The 23,966-nt window shown below is 44.0% G+C and carries 15 protein-coding genes; 11 read left to right on the forward strand and 4 right to left on the reverse strand.

From position 1 onward, the window contains the following. The first annotated feature begins 72 nt into the window (after positions 1-72). The 9 genes from WBA23_RS01685 to WBA23_RS01725 all read left to right on the forward strand — a co-directional run bounded on the left by WBA23_RS01685 (position 73) and on the right by WBA23_RS01725 (position 17,793). On the forward strand, positions 73-1,308 hold the full coding sequence (locus WBA23_RS01685) for a hypothetical protein (protein ID WP_424580503.1): 1,236 nt from the start codon (positions 73-75) through the stop codon (positions 1,306-1,308). Positions 1,309-1,475: 167 nt separating this feature from the next. Continuing rightward, a complete protein-coding gene (locus tag WBA23_RS01690) occupies positions 1,476-4,049 on the forward strand; it encodes a PIG-L family deacetylase (RefSeq protein WP_424580504.1) in 2,574 nt (857 codons plus the stop codon). Positions 4,050-4,242: 193 nt separating this feature from the next. Then, positions 4,243-7,296, forward strand: a complete 3,054-nt coding sequence (locus tag WBA23_RS01695; RefSeq protein WP_424580505.1) for a WD40/YVTN/BNR-like repeat-containing protein — start codon at positions 4,243-4,245, stop codon at positions 7,294-7,296. A gap of 236 nt (positions 7,297-7,532) precedes the next feature. Then, positions 7,533-8,609: a hypothetical protein gene (locus tag WBA23_RS01700; RefSeq protein WP_424580506.1), complete on the forward strand. Its 1,077-nt coding sequence runs from the start codon at positions 7,533-7,535 to the stop codon at positions 8,607-8,609. 187 nt (positions 8,610-8,796) lie between these two features. Beyond that, positions 8,797-9,405, forward strand: coding sequence for a hypothetical protein (locus tag WBA23_RS01705; protein ID WP_424580507.1), 609 nt, complete (start codon positions 8,797-8,799; stop codon positions 9,403-9,405). Positions 9,406-9,408: 3 nt separating this feature from the next. Then, positions 9,409-10,509 (forward strand): hypothetical protein, encoded by a 1,101-nt coding sequence (locus WBA23_RS01710; RefSeq protein ID WP_424580508.1) that lies wholly within the window; start codon positions 9,409-9,411, stop codon positions 10,507-10,509. Then, a complete protein-coding gene (locus tag WBA23_RS01715; protein WP_424580509.1) occupies positions 10,509-11,357 on the forward strand; it encodes a hypothetical protein in 849 nt (282 codons plus the stop codon). Before WBA23_RS01710 ends, WBA23_RS01715 begins: the two co-directional genes overlap by 1 nt. A gap of 11 nt (positions 11,358-11,368) precedes the next feature. Next, complete coding sequence (locus tag WBA23_RS01720; protein WP_424580510.1) at positions 11,369-12,712, forward strand: hypothetical protein; 1,344 nt, start codon at positions 11,369-11,371, stop codon at positions 12,710-12,712. An 11-nt stretch (positions 12,713-12,723) separates the two neighbouring features. Beyond that, positions 12,724-17,793: an FG-GAP-like repeat-containing protein gene (locus WBA23_RS01725; RefSeq protein ID WP_424580511.1), complete on the forward strand. Its 5,070-nt coding sequence runs from the start codon at positions 12,724-12,726 to the stop codon at positions 17,791-17,793. A 14-nt stretch (positions 17,794-17,807) separates the two neighbouring features. Here WBA23_RS01725 and WBA23_RS01730 read toward each other — a convergent pair whose 3' ends face one another. The 4 genes from WBA23_RS01730 to WBA23_RS01745 form a co-directional block, all read right to left on the reverse strand. Then, the gene (locus tag WBA23_RS01730) at positions 17,808-18,761 is read right to left on the reverse strand and encodes an aspartate carbamoyltransferase catalytic subunit (protein WP_424580512.1); all 954 of its coding nucleotides are present in this window, start codon (positions 18,759-18,761) and stop codon (positions 17,808-17,810) included. Between the two features lie 3 nt (positions 18,762-18,764). After that, positions 18,765-19,313, reverse strand: coding sequence for a bifunctional pyr operon transcriptional regulator/uracil phosphoribosyltransferase PyrR (gene pyrR, locus WBA23_RS01735; protein ID WP_424580513.1), 549 nt, complete (start codon positions 19,311-19,313; stop codon positions 18,765-18,767). Positions 19,314-19,403: 90 nt separating this feature from the next. Continuing rightward, complete coding sequence (gene araD1, locus WBA23_RS01740; RefSeq protein WP_424580514.1) at positions 19,404-20,369, reverse strand: AraD1 family protein; 966 nt, start codon at positions 20,367-20,369, stop codon at positions 19,404-19,406. A gap of 56 nt (positions 20,370-20,425) precedes the next feature. Continuing rightward, a complete protein-coding gene (locus WBA23_RS01745) occupies positions 20,426-21,829 on the reverse strand; it encodes a sulfatase family protein (protein WP_424580515.1) in 1,404 nt (467 codons plus the stop codon). Between the two features lie 81 nt (positions 21,830-21,910). Between WBA23_RS01745 and WBA23_RS01750 the strand changes: the two genes are divergently transcribed. After that, positions 21,911-22,219, forward strand: a complete 309-nt coding sequence (locus tag WBA23_RS01750; protein ID WP_424580516.1) for a phosphoribosylpyrophosphate synthetase — start codon at positions 21,911-21,913, stop codon at positions 22,217-22,219. Between the two features lie 46 nt (positions 22,220-22,265). After that, positions 22,266-22,538, forward strand: a complete 273-nt coding sequence (locus WBA23_RS01755) for an MATE family efflux transporter (RefSeq protein ID WP_424580517.1) — start codon at positions 22,266-22,268, stop codon at positions 22,536-22,538. Positions 22,539-23,966 lie beyond the last annotated feature (1,428 nt).

Below are 23,966 nucleotides of genomic sequence, written 5' to 3' on the forward strand. Positions count from 1 at the left end.
GTATGACAAATTTACGTACCTTTTTATGACAATCTACTACACAAGATTGACTAACCACAAAACCTTACTACTATGTCCCAAAAATCTTCTCCTGTTTCATCTGAAATGAATCCTATCAAGGAAATATTAGAGCTATTTATGCGAGCTCCCGAAGAAATTAGCCAAGAACAGATATTTACATTATTAAATGTATCCAAGTCTGATGGGGGTAAGCTGTTTCGTAGCGATGAGCCAATTAGCACCACTGACCTACGGAAGTTAATGCTGCGGGTTTTTGACCAGAACGATGACTTTAAGTTTGATAACGCTAACGTTGGCTACCTTAACGTGCTGAATAATATCAGCCAACGTCGGCGCAACAAAGAGTTCTTTCGCGCCATTCGGTCGGGAGCCGAGGTGAAGCGGATTGTGGCGGAAGGCGATTCTTGGTTTGAGCATCCGGTGGTGTACGATGTAATTGATTGGCTGGGTGACTTAAGAAAAGACCAGCACGCTATTTATAGCATTGCCCGAGGGGGTGATTTTCTCACTAATATGCTGGAAGAGCGGGAATATATTACCGAACTCTCACTAATCCGCCCAGAAGTATTTCTGCTGAGTGCCGGAGGTATTGAATTAGTAAACGGTCGGCGCGTAGCCCTAATGCTGGACCAAGCTAGCAATTATGTGACCGAAGAATATCGGCATACCCATCCGCTCATTCGGAATGTGCTTATTAAGGGTGATCTCGATGATGCTCAGCAGGAGATGCTAATTCGGGGCATGTCATTTTTTACTAAAGAGTTCTTTGTGCTGCTGGCGGTCTTGGAGTTGAGCTATAAGTATCTTATTAAACAGTTGCGGAAGAAATTCTTTGATCTAAAAATTATTACCCACGGTTACGACTATATTGTGCCTTCCTTTCAGCGGGGGCCGGGGGTAGTTAAAACGCTAATCAATCTGGTGGGTGGTAACGGGCATCATTTTAAGGAGCCTATGATGCTCCGAGGAATTAGCAATGCTAACGATCAGCGGGCCATCAGCTTCGCGATGATCCATCTATTTAACGAGATGGTGATAAACATTGTGCTCGATCCTGTTTTCGGACGAAATGTCTACCATATTGACTGCCGGGGCTACGCTCGGGATGAAGACTGGCACGACGAACTGCACCTTCGGCCCCGCAGTCTGAAGCGAGTTGCTCAAACGTATTTGGAAGCTATCAATTCTACAAACCCTGATCAGAAAATATTTCTTGTCCGTCAAACGGCACTAGAGCAGGGTGAAAATGTGCCTTTAACCAATGAACGCTACGCCAATTCTGATTAATTATAACTTGTAGCATAATATTAATTGATTAGAAATACTGAGGCAACTATATGAAAATGATTAAAAAAAATAGATAAGCAGTAACCAAGGATTTTTGCGCTGATACCAAAGGTATATTGGTTTTTAAGCCGTATTTCATAACTTCACCGGGCACAAAATCGGTGACCATGATATTTCGTTTTTTGTTCTTCTGGGTTGGCAGTTTAATCATTCTGTTAAATACTTCTTTCGCTCAAGCTCCCAAAAAGCTAGCGGCCAGTGAGATTCAGCTAGCACTGAAGAAGCTTAATGTGCTAAGCAGTGCTTTGTACGTAGCGGCGCATCCCGACGATGAAAATCAGGTAGTAATTGGGTACATGTCGCAGGTAGAACTGTTGAATACTGGCTACTTATCGCTCACACGAGGTGATGGTGGACAAAACCTTATTGGTTCCGAAATTCGTGAACGGCTGGGTATAGTACGATCGCAGGAGCTTATTCAGGCCCGTAGCGTAGACGGTAGTCACCAGTTTTTTACTCGAGCCATCGACTTTGGTTACTCCAAAACCTCCGACGAAACGCTTGAACTATGGGATCGAGAGAAAATTCTTTCGGATGTAGTGTGGGTGATCCGGCAGTTCCGACCGGATATCATTATCACGCGCTTTCCCCCTGATTCCCGGGCGGGGCACGGTCATCATACCACCTCTGGTATCTTAGCGGCTGAAGCCTTCGATCTGGCGGGTGATCCTGAACAGTACTCCGACCAGTTGGAGTACGTAGAACCCTGGCAACCTACCCGTTTAATGCTCAATGAAACCAGTTGGTTTTCTAGCAAAATTGATTCAATTGCGGATGTTAACGATTCAGTCTTAGTAGTAGATATGGGCGTCTATCTTCCGCTGGTGGGAAAATCGGTACCCGAGATTGCGGCCTTAAGCCGAAGCAAGCACGAGTCGCAGGGGTTTGGCTCCACTGGAGAAAGAGGTGAGCGAGTGGAGTATTTCCGACATGTGAAGGGTGAAATGGCCAAAAACAGCCCGCTCGATGGTATTTCTACAAGTTGGTCACGCCTGGCAGGTGGCGAAGCCGTGGGAGAACTGCTTCAGCAGGCTTACCAAAATTTTAATCCTGAACAACCTTCGGCTATTGTACCCACACTATTGCAAGCCCACCAAGCACTAGGTAAACTGCCCGATGGACACTGGAAGCAAGTAAAAACTCAAGAACTCACTACCGTAATTCAGGCCTGTCTAGGTTTATATGCCGAAGTTCGGAGTGGAACGAATGCATTGGTTCGTCGGTTTCGGGGAGCGCAAACCCGACCAGGGATCGCTGAATATTCGGCCACCCCGGGCGATAGTGTCACACTCAACTTTGAGGCGATTCAGCGAAGCTCCCAGGTTGAAGTGCAACTAAATCAGATAAAATTAGCGCAGGTTGGCTACGATACGCTACTAAACGATACATTGGAAGATAACACATTAATAGCATTTGAACAGCAGATAAAGTTGCCGGATAATCTTTCGTACACTGAGCCTTACTGGCTCCAAGCGGAGAACGATGGCTTTGCATTTACGGTAGAAAATCAAATGCTCATTGGCCGGGACGAAACCCCACCGGCTTTGCAAGCAGAATTCTCATTTAGTGTAAATGGACAAGCATTGAATCTAAGTAGTCCGGTTATTTACAAAAGAAACGATCCGCGTAAGGGCGAGATGTACCGACCTTTTGTTATTACTCCTCCAGTGCTGGTAAGCCTTCCTGAGAATGTATACGTATTTGCCTCCACTGAGCCGCAAACTATTGTGGCTACCGTAGAAGCAGGGCGCTCTGGTATTCAGGGAAGCGTATCGCTAAAAGTACCCGCCGGTTGGTCAGTTAATCCAGCCCAGCATGAGTATGATATTGCTCTCAAAGGGCAGGAGCAAGAATTTAATTTTACCGTGACTCCCCCCGAAGGGGCCAGTACGGGCGAAGTGCGGGTAGTGGCAGAGCATGATGGGCAATCGTATCAGCAAAGTATGGTGGTAATCGATTACGATCACATTCCCACTCAAACCTTACTGCCCCCCGCTACCGCTAATTTGGTAAAACTGGATATCAGAAAGGAAGGAAATTTAGTAGGCTACGTAATGGGGGCTGGCGACGATGTGCCCAAAGCTCTGGAGCAGATTGGCTACGAGGTAGCGTTGCTGGAGGAAGACGATATACGGATGCCCTATTTATCGAACTTCGATGCAATAATTATTGGTATTCGGGCTTACAATACCGTGAACTGGCTACGCTACCGCAATGATCGTTTGCTAGAGTACGTTGAGCAGGGCGGCACTCTTATTACTCAGTACAATACCAGTTCTCGGCTCGTGATGCAAGACTTCGCTCCTTACTCTATGCAGATGTCGCGCGACCGGGTATCCGACGAAACTGCGAGTGTACGGATTCTGGCCCCCAGCCATCCGGTGTTGAATACACCCAACGAAATTACTCAGGAAGATTTTGCTGGCTGGGTACAAGAACGGGGACTGTATTTCCCCAACGAGTGGGACGAAAAGTTCACCCCAATTTTTTCTATGAACGATCCGGGTGAAGATGAAAAGAAAGGTAGTCTGCTAATAGCCCCCTACGGTAAGGGCCACTACATCTACACCGGAATCTCATTCTTTCGCGAACTACCCGCCGGAGTGCCTGGTGCCTATCGTTTACTAACCAATTTAATTTCCTTGGGAAATGATAAGCGGGTAGAACGGGGGAATGAGTAAAATAAGCTATAGGTCAATTATGCGGGAAGACAAAAGCCCAAGCAGAAGTAAAGATATAAGAATTTTGTGGCTTAGATAATGGCTAACAAATATTCATTTCTCATATCAACCATCTTTAGTAAGATTTTCCTTGGCATTAGTATAGATCGCAAAATGTTATTATTATTGAATCTGACAATTCAATAGTTTTACAATGCTACACACTTTTGCTAGAATCTTCTCTTCCCTATTCTTTATTGGACTTAGTGCCGCTCTTTACGCTCAAGATGCTAACCTTCTCTCGGGAATGGATTACCGCTCGGTAGGCCCTCTTCGGGGCGGACGGGTTACTACCGTTACGGGCATAGCCGATCAGCCAAACGTATTTTATATGGGCAGCTCCGGGGGCGGAGTCTGGAAGACTACCGACTATGGTCAAAGCTGGAATAATGTTTCCGATGGTTACTTTAGCTCTCCTTCTACTGGGGCCGTTCGGGCCGCCGCCTCTAATCCTGATATCGTCTACGTGGGCACCGGTTCCGATGGCTTGCGGAGCAACGTAATTGCCGGAAGAGGAGTATATAAATCAACCAATGCCGGGGAAAGCTGGGAATTTGTGGGGCTGAAGAACGCGGGGCAAATCGGAGCGGTAGAGATTGATCCAAGTAATCCTGATCGGGCGTTTGTAGCGGCTATTGGCAATGCTTTCGCCCCCAATGAAGAACGAGGCGTATTTCGCACGACCGATGGTGGAGCTAACTGGCAAAAAGTACTGTTTCACTCAGATACGGTGGGAGCAGTGGACCTTGAATTTAAGCCCGACGATGCTCAGGTGCTGTACGCTACCCTGTGGCGAGCCGAACGCAAACCTTGGACAATCATTAGCGGAAGCACTGAAGGTGGAATCTATAAGTCAACCGATGGGGGCGATACCTGGGAGAAGAAGACCGAAGGCTTGCCTTCTAATCTGATTGGTAAGATTGATTTAGCCGTTTCGGCTGATGATCCGAACCGAGTATACGCACTAGTAGAAGCTCCAGTAGGAGAGGGGGGAGTGTACCGTTCCGATGATGCCGGGGAAAGCTTCGCACTGGTAAGCACGAAGAAAGAACTGCTGGATCGGCCGTTTTATTACTGCAATATCGATGCAAATCCTAAGGATGCCGATATTATATTTGGTATTGCAACTCGCTTTTTCCGATCCGATAATGGCGGCGAAGACTGGACGCAACTTTCTACTCCTCACGGCGATAATCACGATTTGTGGATTAACCCCAATGATACTTCGGTGTGGATTCAGTCGAACGACGGCGGAGCGAATGTGACGCTAAACAGTGGCGAAAGCTGGTCAACTCAGTTTAATCAACCCACCGCAGAACTCTACCAAGTAGATGTTGACGATCAATTTATCTACTGGCTGTACGCTGGGCAGCAAGATAATTATTCGACGATTGCCGTACCTAGTTTGCCACCCTACGGAGTACAAGCAGGTTCTAATTCCTACATTATCAATACTGGCGGTTGCGAAACTGGCCCCGCCGTACCTAAGCCGGGTGATCCGAATATTGTGTACGCTAACTGTAAGGGGCGCTTTGGGGTGTACGATAAACGTACCGGACAGGAAATGCAATACTACGTGGGGGCTTCCAATATGTACGGACATAATCCCAAAGACCTGAAGTTTCGCTTTCAGCGGGTTTCACCCATTCATGTGTCGCCACATAACCCTGAAGTAGTCTACCATACCTCACAGTATGTGCACAAAACAACTGACGAAGGTAAAACCTGGGAGGTGATCTCTCCTGATCTTACCGCATTTACTCCCGAGACTCAAGTAATTTCTGGCTCACCCATTACCCGCGATATTACTGGTGAGGAGTTCTACAGCACCATTTACGATATTCGGGAATCATCGCTGGAAGCCGGAGTTATTTGGACGGGAGCGAATGATGGCCCAGTGTATGTAACCCGCAACGGCGGCGAAGAGTGGACCAACGTAACTCCCGAAGGTCTGTCTGGCGGGGGCCGGGTAGAAACCGTGGAGCCGTCGCCTCACACAGCTGGAAAAGCCTACTTTGCTACTTACCGCTATCTGATGGGTGATTTCAAGCCCTACATCTACAAAACTGAAGACTATGGGCAGTCCTGGACATTGCTCACCGATGGCACTAACGGCATTCCTGCCGACATTCCCACGCGCGTAATTCGGGAAGACCCGGAACGAGCGGGGTTATTGTACGCCGGAACTGATAATGGCGTGTATATATCGTTTGATGATGGTCAGAAGTGGCAGCACTTCCAGCAGAACCTTCCGGTCACTCCCATCACTGATATGAAGGTGCACGATAACGATTTGGTAATGTCTACGATGGGTCGTGGGTTCTGGATTCTGGATAACTTGGCTCCGGCTCGGGCATTGACTGCCGAAGTTGCCAGCCAAGATGTAGTGCTGTTTCCTACTAACGAAGCGTACCGCATGCACTATAGCGAAACGGATTCTGCCACCATACCGATGTATCCTACCGCTGGTCTAGTGATTGACTACTACCTAGCTAATGAAGCCGAAGAAGTGCAAATTGAAATTCGGGATGCCGACCAGCAATTAGTCCGGCAATTTTCCAGCACAAGCCCGGCCGGTGAAGCCACCGATAAGTCTCGAGATATGAGTACGGAATACACGTCACTGGATTACCAAACGGTTCTACCGGATGGTAGCGGTGGACACCGGGTTATTTGGGACTTACGTTATGCCGGCCCTTGGCACGATGAAGTTAGTCGACGGGGTAGCGGCGGACCGCTCGTTGTTCCGGGAACCTACGAAGTTAAAATCACTGCCAACGGAAGTACAGACACCCAAACGGCCGAAGTGAAAGCTGACCCTCGGTCGATGGAAGCCATTAGTGCGGAAGATTTAACCGCTCAGCAAGATTTATCACTAAAAGTGCGCGACCTGCTGTCGGATGTACGCAAGTTAGAATACGCTCTTAGTATGCGGGAGGGTGAACTTGACTCGTTGATGGATAGCGGCTCAGCTAAAAAATCTATGCAGCGAGAACTAACGTCTATCCGCGAAGCTTTAGAAAAAGTAAGTACTTCCGAAGGGCGTTATATGACTCCTATGCTGGCCGATCAAACTTCTTATTTGTACTACATGCTAGGGCAGGCTGATCAGCGTCCGGGGCAGGATGCTTACGAGCGCTACGAAGCATTGCTTCAGCAGTACGATGGACTTCAATCAGATAATAGCGAATACGTAGGAAGCTGGTAGAGTACTTGCTTCCTGCCGAGTTTACTGAGAAAATCTAATCTGGTGAATAACATCACAAGGGTCTAAACTATCATTGGCGATAGCACCGGGTACTTAATTTTAGCTATATATTTTTGGAACGATTTAATAATAAATACTGTATTTATAATAACAATACCTAATATAAAAGCATTTAGCTTCTACCATCGTAACAGCACTACCAAGAGAAATCAATTATTAACTTAATCAATCTACTGATGGTAACTACGAAGCAAACTATCCTGCTATTTCTGTTTTCAATTTTCATATCACCCCTTCTGGCTCAGGTAAGCAGCGATATAATTTATCGCTTTAATGAGGAACCTTTAGCCTGTGTTGTATCGGATATAACCGACCGAGAGATTCGCTATAAAAATGCCCGCGAAAGTACTAATCAAGAGTACTCTCTTGAAAAAGATAAAGCGTTGCTGATTTTTCGGGAGAATGGCGACTTCTTGCTACCTTACGGCGATCAGTCAATCTGGGTTAGCGGTGCCGATGAACGAATTCATAAAATAATTACGAAAGATCATCTAATTTACCCGGCGCGTTTTCTCGAAGTAGAAGCTAAAAGAAATAAAATTAGTTATCAAGACTATAATAATCAGACTAATCGGGAAATAGCTATCGACGATGTCCTCATTGTAATTCATAAGGACGGAAGTCATCAACTTTTTGCACCTACCACATTAGTCGTTGAAGCATTAAACCAATTGGGTCCAAACTTAGATATTTATGCTGAATCTAAGGGAATTGATGCTGATGTTCCTTCTCTAAATATTATTGAACTCACAGCTGAACAAGAGGTGCACTTTGTTCAGGTAGCTGAAACGAAAGCCCATGATTTTGGTAAATATCTTAGTCTACTTTCTAGTCAAGATGAGGAAGTATCAGATAAGCTATACGCAGTAGAAGCCGCTTGTACACTTTTCGTCAACGATTCGGCAAAAGTTGAGGTTTCTTCCACTAAGAGTATGCAGAAGAGACAGTTTCCTATCCGAGATTACTTAGATCGCCTTCGGGTACTTCCCTACGATCGAGTAGAGATCACTTGGTTACAGGCCCAAATGGTTTGCGGTTTACGCCCTGGGGTTGATGGCAACTACTACGGAGTGATTGCGGCCCAACAATTGTTTAAAGGCTATCTTGATAATAAGGTAGTTTATCAAGATGTAACCGATAAAGACATTGAAGTCGTATTGAAGCGCTACGAAGTTTTTGACGAAGGAGAAAAAGCAGAGAAGTGGGATGTTTTCTTGTCGAGTATTGGTGTTCAGCAAACCCGAAATAATTAGTCGGGTAAAGCTCAACGGTTGATTTCAATTTTAAATAAATTTTTATAAGTAGGTACCTTCACGGTTACATACCTGCAACTACAGCTACTAACGATTGTAGTTTATGTATAAAATTTGTACATAAGTTGAGAATTTAGTAGCTTAGATGTTGGACAATATCCAATATTGGTTGTATAACCTATTAGCATTGGTACCTACACTTCACTACCTATTTACCCTTTCGGTACCGGCATTTCTGCTGGCACCTTGTATCCAAGCTCAGGATGTGATACACTTTATGGATAACGCTCAAGTAGTGTCCAAGGTGTTAGAAGTTGGTATCGATAGCATCGTATATATTCCAGAAAAACTCAATAAAAAAAAGGGAAAGGAGCAACATGTTCCCAAGGCTTTTATCAAATTTATTGAGTATGAAAATGGTCAGCGGTACTTCGTTGAGCACAGCCAGATTTTTCTAACCGATGGAAAGCTGCTACTGGCTCTAGTTGAACGGTACGATGAAAATCATCTATACTATCAAGATGTATATACCCGCAATGCGAAGCGTCTAGCGATGCGTAAAGTTGTAGCCATTCGTTACAACAATAACCACCGAGTTAACTTTATGGATAAAATCAACCTTCGTGAAGGAAGTTACCTCGCGGGAAGTATCCTCGAGATTAACGACGAAGAAATTGTATTTGAAAATACAGAAAACCATCATCGAAAAGATAAAATTGACTTAGATTTGGTCCGAAGCATTGAATTCAAAAATGGATTTGAGCAAGAATTTACCGCTGCCCAACCTAATAAATAAGATATGAAGCAGATACTCTACCTAATGAGCTTTTTACTACTGATGTTACCTGCCCCGGCCATCGGACAGACGAATAACGATAAAATCTACCAGCTTAACGGTGAGCCTATCGCTTGTGTAATAACGGAGGTAACCGAGCAGGTCATCAGGTACAAGCACCCTGAGAACCGACAAGGGCCTGACTATATTCTGAAGAAAGACGAAGCACTACTGATATTTAAAGAGAATGGCGACTATATGCTTCCAGCGGAGAGTAAGCCGGATTGGGTATCAGGAGTAGTTAGTGACAATCATAAGATTGTCACTAGATCCCAGAAAGTGTTAGCCGTTCAGTTTGTTGAAGTTGAAGGAGCTAACCTAAAATACCAAAGCCAGCAGGGAACAAAAATATTACCTACTGAGGAAGTTCTATTAGTTATCTATAAGGATGGCCGCCATGAACTGTACGATTCTCCCAAAGAAGTAGCCCAAGGGTTAGCTCAAATTGGCAGCCAGATTAGTGGTGGTAGTAGCAACAAAGTAACCGCCTCAGCGACACAAAACGCTAAACCTGAGAAAATGACCGTAGTCTCTACATCTTCGGACGGCGCGATTGAGCTTTCGCCCGAACAAAAGACTCATTTTGAGCGAATGGCGGAAGTAAAAGCTAACGATTTTGGAAAATACTTAAATATAATTTCCGATAGGCAGGAAGACGAAGAAGATAAATTGTACGCCATTGAAGCGGCAGTAAAATTATTTATAGATGATTCGGTGAAGATAGAAGTATCCTCAATGAACCGAGATGAAAAACGGCAGTTTTTGGTTCCGGAGTACCTTAACAGGCTTCGGATGTTACCATACGACGACGTGAAGTTAACCTGGATGAACGCTCAATTGGTGAGCCAGCTACGCCCCGGGCAAGACGGTAAATGGTACGGAGTGATTGCGGCCCGCCAGCTATTTCGGGGGTATATCGATAATAAAATTGTCTACCAGGATGTAACCGACAAAAATATGGAAGTCGTCCTCCAGCGCTACGAGGTATTCGATGAAGGAGAAAGAAAACAAAAGTGGGATGTGTTCTTATCCGATATAGGTGTTCAGCAAACCCGGGAAAAGTAATGAGAACTCAATTTCCATTTCTATTTATTTTCTCGTTTTTTGTTTCTACGGTTACTTTGGGGCAAGATATCATGTTTCCGTATCAGGAAAATTTTGCTTGGCAGGTGAAGCAAATTGATGAGTTCATGGATCGGTTTAATAACTCCGATTATACGCCTATTCGTCGGTATCTGAAACAAGAATATAACATTGATGAAGTAAGTCGTCTAGACATAGTCCGAAGTCTATTCAATACGGAAAAACAAGATTGGAACCGAGAGCAAGTTGTGCAGTTTTTAAATCATGTGAACGATACTGTTCCCCCGCCGTACCTGGATTTTTACGATCACGACTGGTTTGCCGAACTGAATTGCTCCGGTGAGTACAACGAAGAGAGAGTGGATTTTACGCTTATTTTGTCGCTCCAGGTGGATGAAGCAACCAGGGCCTCCCGCTGGATCATTAATAGCGCGCAGGGCAACTTTTTGCCAAGCGATTCTAGTAACCTGGCTTTTGGAGTAGATTCTACCTACGACGCATCCAAGACTTTGAATCCCGCTAGTTTTGGAACAGACTTTATGGCTTTAGTAGATGCCCTAAAAGATACGGCTAATCTGGAAGGCTACGTAGTGCCAAAAAATATTAATCGCCCGTTGGTAGCTTTTATGAATCTGCTTCATCAGCGCGACCTTATTTTTAAGCAGGTAAACCATATCACGTATCATTTTTTACAGGTTGACAATTGGATATTTCAGGTGCAGGATTTTCATCGGGAGTCAACCAACTCTGGATGGTTAATAAACTCACTGATGGCGGCAACCGAGGATGAAAAGCATCAGTACCGAAAACGAGTCCTTCACCTACACTAACTTAACTTCTTATGATAACAATAAAATCTATCGCGCTGATAGTTGTTGGATTGTGGCTCACCATAGGCTCAGCCGTAGCCCAAGCTCAAGCAACCGATACACTGTCAGACGATGATATCTACTTAATGAAATCGAGTGCTGAGCGCACCTTGCAGGACTATGCTTCGGCTATGCGAGAGCTAATTAATCCCCGGATTTCTAAAGCCTTTCGGGAAAGAATGATCAGCGAATTTGTAACCCCCGGTAACCGGCAAATTTTTGTTGACTCAGCCTACGTGGTTTATGATTATGAACAGGAGTATCTTCCGCCACTAACCATGAAAGAGCGTCCTGTCCGCACCTACCTCAACGATTTTAATGCTTTTTATCAGGGCAGCAATAGCCAAGAACGATTAAGTATTTATTACTCGCTACGTAAGATTCATGATATTGAATTTGACGGCGATAACTACTACATCATTCTAGACTATGAGAGCCAGTACGGCGATCAACTACCGCAACCCCGCCGAGCTACCTTGCAATTGGTGCCTCAAGACGATCAATGGCAAGCTCTTATTAGCTACGTCAAGTTTAATATAGAATCAGAAAATATTGATAATGAACCTCCTTCAGCACTGGTTGATTTACTACCTCAGTGGCGGATTTATACTAATAGGGCCGATACCCTACTGCAAACCGGTCAACTGGCCGAAGCGAAGGTTTTGCTAGACTCTTCTTTTGCTATTAACGAAGAATCACTTACTGCTCGCTTGTTGGGTTTGTACTTTGAAGAAACCGGGGAGCTAGACTCAGCTATTAGCCGCTACGAACAAAGTCTGAAGCTAGGTCAAGATATTGATCCGGAATATCAAGATGAGGATATCGAGCTCAAGGTAAGACAGCTACGAGCAAGGAGGAAACTATTAGCGTATCAACGAGACAAGGAGGAAACTAAGATTAATCCTGCAGTTACTTTTACCGAAATAGAAGATACCTATAAGCAGGGGAAAGAATATATAATTAATCTGACCGGAAGTAGTCCTGACCCGCTCACTCTACAACTCTACCGGAATGACAATTACGTAAGTACGATAAAAACAGATCTGGCTGCAAGTTCTTACACCTGGAATGTGCCCAAAACGATAGAAAAAGGGAATAACTATCAACTCTTTCTGAAAAAGCCAGACACTCAGGCTGGAATAAAAAGCGGTACGTTCAGCATTCGACGAAAAACACCGTTGGGACTGTACATTGGCGCGTCGGTAGGAGTGGGGGCGGCCCTGTACTTTATACTGCGGGATAATGATACTAATACGGGGGCAAAGCCTATCCAAGAACCCAGGATGGATCCAACAACTGCATCCCCAGCCAATTAAATAAAACTACGATGAAGAAGAAACTTTACATAACCTATACTATTCTGACCCTGGCTTTACTACCCCTGAGTAGCTATGCCCAGGAGATTGAGTTAGTGGAGCAGTGGGTGTTTGAGAACGAAGGAGGCAGTCGGGAAGATGAAATTACCGGGGTGGTTACCGATAGTCAGGGCAATGTTTATGTTACCGGCTGGTTTAGCGGTACTATCAATCTTGACCCTGAAGATACCGAAGCAGGTCGCTTAACCGCTATTGACGGAAATTCTGACCCTAACGATGTTAACGCCGATATGTTTGTAGCTAAATACAATTCAGACGGTGATTTACTGAACAAAAGACAATTAGACTACAAAGGCTTTGACGACGTAGCTCGGAATATTGCGCTTAGTAACGACGAAAGTATGCTCTACATAGTGGGCCATGCTCGAGGAGAAGTGGGCGACGATGTAGATATCTATTTGGCGTCACTAACTACCGCTGATCTGCAACTGCAAAAGGTAATACAATCGTCTTCACCGGATAACGAGCGCGGACAAAATGTTGCCGTACACAGTAATGGTAACGTCTATATTACGGGTTACTTTGAGTCGTCGGTAGAGCTGTTAGCCAGCAGTTTAGACCTTCCCGAATCACCTTTTTCTGACACGGCCGACGAGGATGGCCTATTTATTTTAGTGTTTGATAGCAACTTGAGCAATCTAGTAACCTCTGGGGTAGCCAAAGGAACCGGAATAGTGCGCTCTCAGGGTATTGATATTGATAATCAAGGGAACCCTTATCTTAGTGGCGAGTTCAGTAACAGCCTGACGTTTCCGGGTGCAGCTACCGAAAGCAGTCAGGGAAATCGCGATATATTTTGTGCTAAATACAATCTGGCCGGAGGCGAGTTTGACTTTTCTTTTTCTCTGGGATCCAATAGCAATTCCGATGACCGTTCGCGCAGTTTGGCTATACTTAACAACTCTTTTTACATAACTGGAGACTTCCGCAGTACTGTAGATTTTGATCCAGCCAATGAAGGGGCATCCAGTATCAAAACGGTTGAATCTGACTACGATTTTTTTCTAGCTCGGTATACCTTGGATGGAGCTTACCAAAACGTATATCAAGTGGGCGGGAGAGGAGGATCAGACGGACGAAGTTTTGAGCAGGGTTTCGAGGTTGTGACTCGAAACGATCAAGTATACGTTGCCGGTCGAATTACCAGTACCACGCGCGAAGTGGGCGACGAGCGGTTTTTCAACGAACTATTCAATAACGACGAAGCGGATGCATTTTTGGCAATATTTCCGCCTGATATTAATGCCCCAACCTTTGTGGAGCGCTACGGGCGCAATAGATTTGACTATGCCCTAGCGCTTGATCTTACTGATGAGGGCGATATATTTTTGGGCGGCTTTACTGGCTGGTCGGGAAGAAGCGATGAGCAGGCTCTGAAAAATAGCTATTTAGTAAAGTTTGAAGAGAAAGAAATTCCGGAGGTAGAGTTTCAAGTTAGTGAGCAGCTAAGCTTTGAGCTACTGGAATTAACTACCTTAGCCGGAAGAGACGCCAACATGGCTGATTTCGATTTAGATGGCGATATGGATCTAGCTGTAGTGTTTAAACTTGGCGACCGAGCGCAATGGTATCGGAACACTTCCGGAACCTTTTCCAAGGGGATAGCCATTGGTGGCGAGATAGATAGAGTGCGAGCTCTGAGTAGTGCTGATTTTGACGGAACCAACGGACCGGATATTGTGCTAACCGACGATTCTGATGAAGAAAGTAAACTAAGAAGGTACGCTAATTCAGGTAATGGAAACCGCTTTGGTGGCTCTGATGAGATAAGCAGTGCTTACACGGGAAGTAGCGACGTTTATGCTGGAGATATTGACCAAGATGGAAGCCCCGATATTGTTCTAGCCAATTTCGAGACTGAAAATATTGTTATTTTTTTAAATGCAGATAGCAACTTCCCTGAGTCAACTACAGTACTTACTACCAATGGTCTTCCTCGAATAGTAGAAGTAGGTGATTTTGATGGTGATGAATTACCTGACCTCGTAGCGGTGCTTAGAGATGATTCAGAAACAGCTACCGACGAAGATCAGATAATTTGGTTCAGAAATCAAGGGGGAGGTAGCTTTGCCAATCCAGTGGTAATCGCTAATCGTGATCAAGTAGATAATCCTCGTGGGGCGGCTATCGCCGATTTTGATGGTGACAAAGATTTAGATGTAGTAGTAATATCAAATGATGGTGGTACCGTCACCCTAATACGAAATAACGGGGGAAGTTTTGCTGCGCCTCAGAATATAGGTACCGCGGCTAAACCCTTCGCAGTTGATGCTACTGACTTAGACGGCGACGGAAATATTGATTTATTAGTAGGCTCAGAAAATGACGGCGATGCTTCTGACGAGGGAACCCTCACGTGGTTCAAAAATGAAGGGAGTGCTACTTTTACGAAAGAGCGCTTAGTAACGGTGCCGAAAGGCCAACCTAATACAATTGTTACTGAAGATATTGACAACGATGGCGATCAAGATATTATAGTAGCTTTTGAGAGAGATGGTGAGTTTGATTTGGTAAGTGCCAATATACTATTGTCACTCACCAATAATATTCAAGCTAATCCTGAACCTCAGATTATCGAACGTAGTGCCGACCAGGGTAATTCGGGTGATCTGGTTAAGCTATATGGCGGTAACTACGGGTCAATTATTGGAACTGCTAGCGTATTTTTTGGGGAAATACCGGCAGTGGTTGAAAAAGTACTTGCGGAGGGTACTCAGCTTTGGGTGCGGGTTCCCGATTTAGAGGATGATTTTTACGACATCGTTGTTCGCTTACCCAATGAAAATATTGCAGTATCACAAAACTTCTTAGTAGGTGAAGAGCCTACCGATCCTGTCATTAGCCAAGTGAACCCACTAACCGGTGTGGTGGTGGGTACCGAAGTTATCATTCAGGGTTTTGGTTTCGGAAGTAACCCCAAAGTAAAACTTGGGGAGACAACCGTAGCTGTAGATAGTATAAACGCTGAAGGAAGCTTCATTCGCATTGTTATTCCCGAAATTCCCGCGAATGAATACGATGTAAAAGTAACTCCCGAGGGTGGCACAGAAATTACTTTTGCGGACAAAATATCCATCATAATTGATAATGGCGACGGCCCTTCGGTAAGTAATATTACTCCTCAGCAGGGTGTAGTTGGTTCGGAGATCACCGTAACTGGTACTCAGCTAACTGAGGTAACTGTGCAATTTGGGGAATCAGTAATAACTCCTACAGAACAGACCGCAGCCAAGGTGGTATTTTTAGTTCCGAATACTGCTATTGCCGAGCAAACATATCCCATCAGTATTATCAATAACGAAACGGTTGTGTCAACCGTTGATTTCAAAGTTGTTGAAGTAGTAGATACCACTCCGCCCGAAATTGTTCCTGAAGCGATAGCAACTACCTACCGCGATGGTGACGAAATTATCTTTACCATAGATGCCAGCGATGAGTCTGATATAGACGGAAAGTCGGTTAAGCTATTTTACCGAAAGGTAGGAGATGAGAGCTTTACTGAGCAGGAAATGACGACTCAAGATGACGGTAGTTATAGTGCCACGCTATCCGCTTCTGATTTAAGCAGCCTTTTTGGCAATGATGGAGTAGGAATAGAATATTACTTTACCGTAACCGACCGAGCGGGTAACACAACAACTACTGAGTCGCGAATCATCAATCGTGAGTTCACTTCGCTCAACTTACTGCGGGTATCCGCTATTGCGAATCCGGATGATCCTCAGCAGTCTGATTATCAAATGATTGGTATTCCTCTTCAGCCCCAATCAGTAAGTGGGCAGTTAACCGAATTAGGTGATTTTAAAAGTGATAATACCGGCGATTGGACATTGTATCGTTACAACTCATCTAATAATACCTATCGGAAATTTCAAACTAGCGAGTTCAACAATTTTGAACCGGGGGTAGGGTACATGTTTGCTTACCGAAATTTTAATGGCAATATTACCCTTGATGGACAAACTGTGGCCCTCACCAATAATACTTTTCCCATCACGATTAATCAGGAATTTACATTAATCAGTAACCCGTATCTTTCTGATATTAACTGGGCCGAGGTGGTTCAGTACAATATTGAACAGGGCACTATTAGTGAAGGAGCTGTAAAAACCGAGCTATTGAAGTGGAAATTCGGTCAGGAATGGGTGCGGGGCGAAACCCGATTACGTCCGTTTGAGGGAGCTTTTGTAGAGGCAACTGGAATTTCGGGGTCAGTTATTTTACAAGTTCCGGCAACTACCGCCGCCCGATTAAATTCAGGGGTAAGAAAAAATCCGTTTAACCAAGACTTAAGCTCCAGCGCGTGGCTGGTTCCTCTCACGCTTGAGTCAGACAACCACTCTTATAAATTGGCTGGGGTAGGTATGCATCCGAATGCTGAAGTCAACGGCGATCCATTTGATGCGCTAACCCCTCCCCGATTTATTGAGTACCTAGATATGAGCTTCCCAGTGCGAGAGGGTTTCAATCTTCCCTTCACCAAAGATGTGGTTCCAACTCAAAATTCTTTCGTTTGGAATTTTGAAGTTGCCTCTTCGGGCAGTTCAGCCATCACCCTGACTTGGGATAATACTCAGTTCGGGAACAGTAATTATCAATTAGTGATGCTTGATTTAGAGAGTTTGGTTAAAACTGATTTTCGCTCAACCTCTAGTTACCGTTTTGCTGCGGATGGAAATCGGAAATTTCAACTGTTTTACGGAACCAGCCAGGATATAGATGAAGCAATGAAGCCTAATCAGTTTGCGGTAGGTACTCCTTACCCCAATCCTACATCATCATCGCTAGCTATTCCAGTATCAGTACCGGAGACTGCTGGAAATGAGAGCATACGTCTGAAAATTTTTGACATTACCGGGCAGCAGGTAACCGACCAAACGTATTTATTATCCGAAGGCTATCATAACTTACAGTGGGCGGGCAAGGATGGTGACCACAAGCCGGTACCCCCCGGTCTTTATATCTATCAGGTGCAGCAAAACCTGGTGTCAACATACAGTGGAAAGTTTGTTGTTCGATAGCTTGAGAACTGAGACTAGTCGGTTTTCTTAATCTGGGAGGCTAGTAGATACAGTACTGCCATTCGGACAGCTACTCCGTTTTCAACCTGATCTAAAATAATTGCCTGATCGGAATCGGCTACATCGCTATTCAATTCTACGCCTCGGTTAATTGGGCCGGGATGCATAATGGTGATAGATTTGCTAAGACTATCTAGTAGCTTCTTATTTACGCCGTAGTATAAGGAGTATTCCCGTAAAGAGGGAAAGTACTTAACTTGCTGGCGTTCAAGTTGAATTCGTAAAATATTGGCGATATCGCACCATTCCAGAGCTTCACGCAGGTCTAACGTAGCCCGAATGCCTAGCTCAGTAATATACTTTGGAAGCAACGTAGCAGGTCCGCACACCATAACTTCCGCTCCTAATTTCTGCAAGGCAAATATGTTTGAGAGGGCTACCCGCGAGTGCATAATATCACCCACAATAACCACCTTCTTCCCCGCTACCTGACCCAACCTTTCGTAAATAGAATAAGTATCTAGTAACGCCTGGGTCGGATGCTCATGCGTACCATCACCCGCATTGACTACGTTCGCTTCAATGTGGCGCGCTAGAAAATGAGGAGCACCCGGACTAGGATGACGCATCACGACCATATCGACCTTCATGGCCAATATATTATTGACAGTATCCAGTAAAGTTTCGCCCTTCTTTACCGAGCTTGAGGAAGAAGAAAAATTTACTACATCGGCTGACAGCCGCTTTTCAGCTAACTCAAAGGAAAGACGGGTGCGGGTTGAATTCTCGAAGAACACGTTAGCAATGGTGACATCTCGGAGGGAAGGCACCTTTTTAATTGGGCGGTTCAGCACATCTTTAAACTGATCTGCAGTAGAAAAAATAAGCTGAATTTCTTCGGCTGACAGCTCTTTTATTCCGAGTAAGTGGGGGCTGCGTAACGTTTGAAGGGAGGTTTCAGTAGCCATTGGTTAAGTTGTCGCTTTAGAAGTTATCCATACTCCGTCTTCTTCATTTTGCTCCTCCCACTCTACCAACACTCGCTGCGAGTCAATGGTATTAACAGCCCGGCCTACGTAGTCGGATTCAATAGGCAGATGGCGAGTGTACTTGCGGTCGATGAGCACCATCAGTTCTACTTTGCGCGGACGACCAAAGGTGACCATCGCATCGAGCGCGGCCCGCACCGAACGACCCGTGTAGAGCACATCATCAAGCAGAATCACATTCTTATCTTCTATCAAGAACGGAACATCGGTCTTGCTCGGGGCGAGGGGGGAGTCGCGTCGTCGAAAATCATCCCGGTGGAAAGTAGTATCCAGGTAGCCCTTGTCGATTTCTTTATTTAAAATCTTCTTTAATCGGCGCTGAATGCGATCAGCGAAATAAATGCCCCGAGGTTGTAAGCCGAGCAAAACGGTTTCATCAAAATTGGCGTGATTCTCAATAAGCTGATGACACAAGCGGTGCAGCATCACATCGAGTAGCTTAGCGTGAATAATACATTTGCGGTCTGGCATTTGGTTAAACCCTTTACCGAGCAAGTTACTAGATTTTCAGGAACTGGGGAAAGAATAGATCAATTGTTCGATTGTTAAATTGCTAACTTATCATCTGTCATCACTAGCTAGCGGGTTCACTAGCGGATGCGTGAAGCAATCAGATGAAATTTCAAATGTATCGCCGGGCTGGGTTTCAATTTGATCGGCAAAACTTGCGACAGATGTGCCGAAAAAGTGGACATGCACATCACCAGGCTGTCGGAAAAGTTCGTACTTAAAATGATGGTATTCCAAGTTCTTCAGGTTGTGACTCATATGCTCTTCGCCGGTCAAAAATTCTTTTTCCCAAAGCACTTTATTATCTCTAATAATTTTGCTATTTCCTCTAATTTTCTGCGGCAAATTGTCTACCATTAATTCTGGACCGTAGGAGCATTTTCTTAGTTTCGAGTGGGCGAGATAGAGGTAGTTTATTTTTTCCATTTTATGATCGGAAAATTCATTACCCAATGCAAAGCCAATTCGTTGCGGCTCACCACTATCATCAATAATGTATAAACCAGCAATTTCTGGCTCTTCTCCCCCATCGAGGGCAAAAGATGGCTGAGAAATAGGTTGTTCGGGAGCCACCACCGATAGGCCATTTCCCTTGTAGAACCACTCGGGTTGCACCCCTGGATTTCCATTGGTCATTTGCCCGTCTTTTAATCCCATTTCAAACATCCGCATAGAATCGGTCATATCAGATTCTTCTTTCTGAGAGATATTATGCATGGCGTCGCGAGATGTTGCACTACCCAAATGAGTTAAGCCAGTTCCAGTCACCCAAGTATGATATGGGTCGGGATGGGTGAGGGGAGGAAGTAACCGCTTATCTTTAACTATCTCCTGATAACTCACTTTATTTTTTGAAGTAAAACGTTCAACCATCTCACTAAGCACGTGCTGATTGTCCCAAGCGAGTTTAGCTAACTGATAGACACTACTGACCTCGTTGAGCACCGTAACTGAGTCTCGCTGAACTAAGCCCACGGCGGCGGTAGTATTAGACGTGAGGAATTGGATAAGTTTCATAAAGTACTGGTAAGGGTTGGCTATTTAGCTAATGTTAATCATTTAAATTTTACTGGCTATTTCTCTAATAATCTGACGGTAGGATTTGATACGATTGCTGCCGGGCGCACTTGGTCTCCTTCTCGGCGTAAATCGCCCAGATGCTGACGAGCGTAGTTAGCCATATGTTCTAGTTGTCGGATAATTTCTGGCTGATGTGCAGCAATATTATGCTGTTCCTGTCGATCGTCTTCCAAATTGTATAATTCGGCATTTCTACCCTCTTTAAATCCTGGATGATGAATACTCCGGTAGGTACTGTCTAACGCTAAGTGAAGCTTCCACTTCCCCGAGCGTACTGCCTGGAGTTGTTCTTTCTGGTAATAAAAAAAAGATGTATAGGGCGAAGAAGCATTTTCATCGAGAAATAGCGGTGCCAATGAAAATCCATCAATCACTCGGTCACTCGGTACCGAACTTTTCGTCCACTGAGCAATAGTAGGAAGAATATCCAGCGTGCTAGCCATTTCGGTAACTACTCGCCCGGCAGGAATAGTACCTTTCCACTGCACGATACAGGGTACTCGCATACCTCCTTCCCAAGTACTACCTTTCCATCCCCTTAGGTCGCCATTACTCCCACCCCAGCGAGAGGCTGCGCCGTTATCAGAAGTAAAAACTACCAGTGTGTTTTCTTCTAAACCTAGTTCTTTAAGCGTAGCTAAAATCTGTCCGGTAGACCAATCCAATTCTTCCACTGCATCACCGTAGATGCCATTAGCTGACTTTCCCCGAAAATCATCGCTGGCATGAAGCGGATTGTGGGTCATGGCGTGCGGAAGATAAATGAAGAAAGGTTTTTCGGCATGAGTTTGAATGAAATTAATTGCCTCTTGGGTGTAACGCCGTGTAATAGTATTCTGATCAACTGGAGCTTCTATTACGCGTTCATTTTGCATGAGTGGAAGAGGTACATAGTCCCGATCCATGTCGTTGCTGTAAGGAATTCCGAAGTAGGTATCAAACCCCTGACGAGTAGGTAGAAATTCTAACTGATCGCCCAGGTGCCACTTTCCAATACAAGCGGTAGCGTATCCTTGTTCTTTTAACAATTCAGCAATAGTAATTTCATTAGGGTTAAGGCCTTTTTTAGCTTTCGGAAAAAGAACTTGGGTACCTACACTATCGGGGTGCCGAGCGTTCACGTGCATATCAACCCGGCGCGGGTAGCACCCAGTCAGAAGGCTAGACCGGGAAGGGGTACACACACCACTTGTAACGTAGAAGTCGGTAAACAACGCACCATCGGCAGCCATCTTATCGAGGGCTGGGGTCCGATGAACCGAGGAGCCGTACACGCCCAAATCAGCGTATCCTAAGTCATCACAAAAAATAATAATGATGTTCGGCAAATCTGACTGAGCATCTGATTGGGTCACCGAAAGAATAAATAGCCCAATAATAAAAATTGCTGTCTTCATAAAACAATGATCCTAATTTGCGGTAGTAAGGTAGTACATTTTAGTAATTGATGTAAGTTGTATGACTTTAAAAGCGCAACAATGAATACCTACGACACTTTAGTAGAAGCTACCAATGATTTGCAAAAGCGGGGCTTCGAACACAATTTCAATTTAGAGTCTGACCGTCTGTACTGCGATAAGCTTGAAAAGTACTACCATCCCAAAGAGTTTACCATTAAGGAAGTGCACCGTTTTGAAGGAATGACGAACCCGAGCGACAACTCAGTAGTGTACGCACTAGAAACTAACAATGGTGACAAAGGAATGCTGGTAGATGCGTATGGTACCTACGCGGATTCACTTTCAGAAGAGATGCTTTCCAAACTGAAGGCGGGTTACCAGCAGTAGCACGTTTCTTTCTTGCGACTTAACGCAGGGGACTGTTCCCCTTACCGTGTACCAGCTTACTCTATCTATGGTGGATAGGGTGCTAAGCATGGTAGCGTTCAACTTGGTAGATACTTACTTTATTGAAAAGCTAGGTAAAAATGAGTTGGCCGCTTTGAGCTTTGCCTTCACAGTGATTATGGTAATTTTTAGTCTGGTGCAGAGAATTGGCATAGGAGCTATTGCTTTAATCTCTCAATCTCTTGGTAAAAATGATTTAGCTAAAGCGGCTCGAGAGACGACGAATAGCTTATTCTTAGCACTGATGCTAGTGGTTTAGTTCGTACTTATTGGACTATTACTATTGATCCGGTTCAGCCATAAACACCACCTCTCAAATGCTTCCTTTAGTTCTCGAGTACATAGAGATCTGGTATTTTACCACCTTATTCGTAAGTATATCTTTTGTAGGTAAAAGTGCTGCTTAAGCTACTGACAATATGCAAACTCCCAGATATATTATGGTGTTCGTAGAACTAATCGCCGCCGCAATAGATCCACTTTCGATATGTACTATGAATTACAAAGTATAGACTATTAGCGAATCGGGTCTTAATTTAGTTGTAATTATCATATGATCGCCTATCAACTATTTTAATCGTATTGTAATTGGCGAATTCATACTTAAGTAACCAGATGATAATAAGAGAAGAAATTATAAAAAAAAGTATAAATATTAATAAAACAGTACATTACGAAACTAATATTAATATTATACTTATAAGTGCTAGAATCAATTCTTAAGAACTATATAGGGTAAAATCCTGAATCAGGATGTAAAAATTTGGTAAGCGTTCCGCTATATAATAGTAGTACTACTATAAATAATACTGATGTAAGTAAATATCTCAATATGTCTATTTTACAAGTAGTTTATAAACTATGTTTGTGAAAGTACATTACAACTGCTCTCTCGCTTTGCAGTATTGTCCGATCGCTTTCTAATATTAATTCGTCGCTAGTATTACTCAAGTCAATCTACTAGTTAATTGTGTATAATATTATTGCTTTAAATAGGCAGTAGTGAACAATTGTGAAATCACACTTTACCAGTAAACTTTAAACTGTTAAGATTATGTTGAATTCTAGTATCTCTATGAAGGTTGTTCCTGTATTATCTACGTCCGAGTTAGACATCAATCCTTCAGACATTTATTCTCATAAGCCAATCGTTGTTGATATCAAATATCACTACTCCATATTACGCGGACAAACTGTCGGTTGAGTTAATAAGGTACATTCAAATTGCACGTAATTACATCTAAATTACTGTTGGTTGAGTAAAAAAGAAGATGTTATAAAGCGACCGATTATCTGCTTTGCTAAGTTGCTTCCGCTATTTCATAGCCCAATAAGTCACTACTTATTGGTGATGCGATCAAACTACATTAAAGTTAAGCATGTGAACACCGGTCGCTAGCAAGAATACTTATCCAAGATTTTAATGTATGAGTATTTTAATAGGACTGCTTTAGCCGTTCGCATTCACTAAAGATTAAAATGAATATAACGGTATAATGTATTTTTCTAAATTTTGGTATATAGTCTAACTTTATTCATTAATCCTTACGCAAGTAAAGAATTACTTTTTGTTGAAGATATACTTCACAAATTTCAAGAAAAGTGACAGTAACTACAATGTAAAGATAAAAAATAAGCTCTTTAAATGTTGCAGAAAGCATGATTTAAAAAATTTATATAAATTTTA

This window comes from Tunicatimonas sp., from assembly GCF_049647865.1.
Taxonomy (GTDB): domain Bacteria; phylum Bacteroidota; class Bacteroidia; order Cytophagales; family Cyclobacteriaceae; genus Tunicatimonas.

Excerpts from the sequence above, each read along its gene's own strand:
- WBA23_RS01685 (WP_424580503.1), top strand. The coding sequence starts at position 73 with ATGTCCCAAAAATCTTCTCCTGTTTCATCTGAAATGAATCCTATCAAG.
- WBA23_RS01690 (WP_424580504.1), top strand. The coding sequence starts at position 1,476 with ATGATATTTCGTTTTTTGTTCTTCTGGGTTGGCAGTTTAATCATTCTG.
- WBA23_RS01695 (WP_424580505.1), top strand. The coding sequence starts at position 4,243 with ATGCTACACACTTTTGCTAGAATCTTCTCTTCCCTATTCTTTATTGGA.
- WBA23_RS01700 (WP_424580506.1), top strand. The coding sequence starts at position 7,533 with ATGGTAACTACGAAGCAAACTATCCTGCTATTTCTGTTTTCAATTTTC.
- WBA23_RS01710 (WP_424580508.1), top strand. The coding sequence starts at position 9,409 with ATGAAGCAGATACTCTACCTAATGAGCTTTTTACTACTGATGTTACCT.
- WBA23_RS01715 (WP_424580509.1), top strand. The coding sequence starts at position 10,509 with ATGAGAACTCAATTTCCATTTCTATTTATTTTCTCGTTTTTTGTTTCT.
- WBA23_RS01720 (WP_424580510.1), top strand. The coding sequence starts at position 11,369 with ATGATAACAATAAAATCTATCGCGCTGATAGTTGTTGGATTGTGGCTC.
- WBA23_RS01725 (WP_424580511.1), top strand. The coding sequence starts at position 12,724 with ATGAAGAAGAAACTTTACATAACCTATACTATTCTGACCCTGGCTTTA.
- WBA23_RS01730 (WP_424580512.1), bottom strand. The coding sequence starts at position 18,761 with ATGGCTACTGAAACCTCCCTTCAAACGTTACGCAGCCCCCACTTACTC.
- pyrR (WP_424580513.1), bottom strand. The coding sequence starts at position 19,313 with ATGCCAGACCGCAAATGTATTATTCACGCTAAGCTACTCGATGTGATG.
- araD1 (WP_424580514.1), bottom strand. The coding sequence starts at position 20,369 with ATGAAACTTATCCAATTCCTCACGTCTAATACTACCGCCGCCGTGGGC.
- WBA23_RS01745 (WP_424580515.1), bottom strand. The coding sequence starts at position 21,829 with ATGAAGACAGCAATTTTTATTATTGGGCTATTTATTCTTTCGGTGACC.
- WBA23_RS01750 (WP_424580516.1), top strand. The coding sequence starts at position 21,911 with ATGAATACCTACGACACTTTAGTAGAAGCTACCAATGATTTGCAAAAG.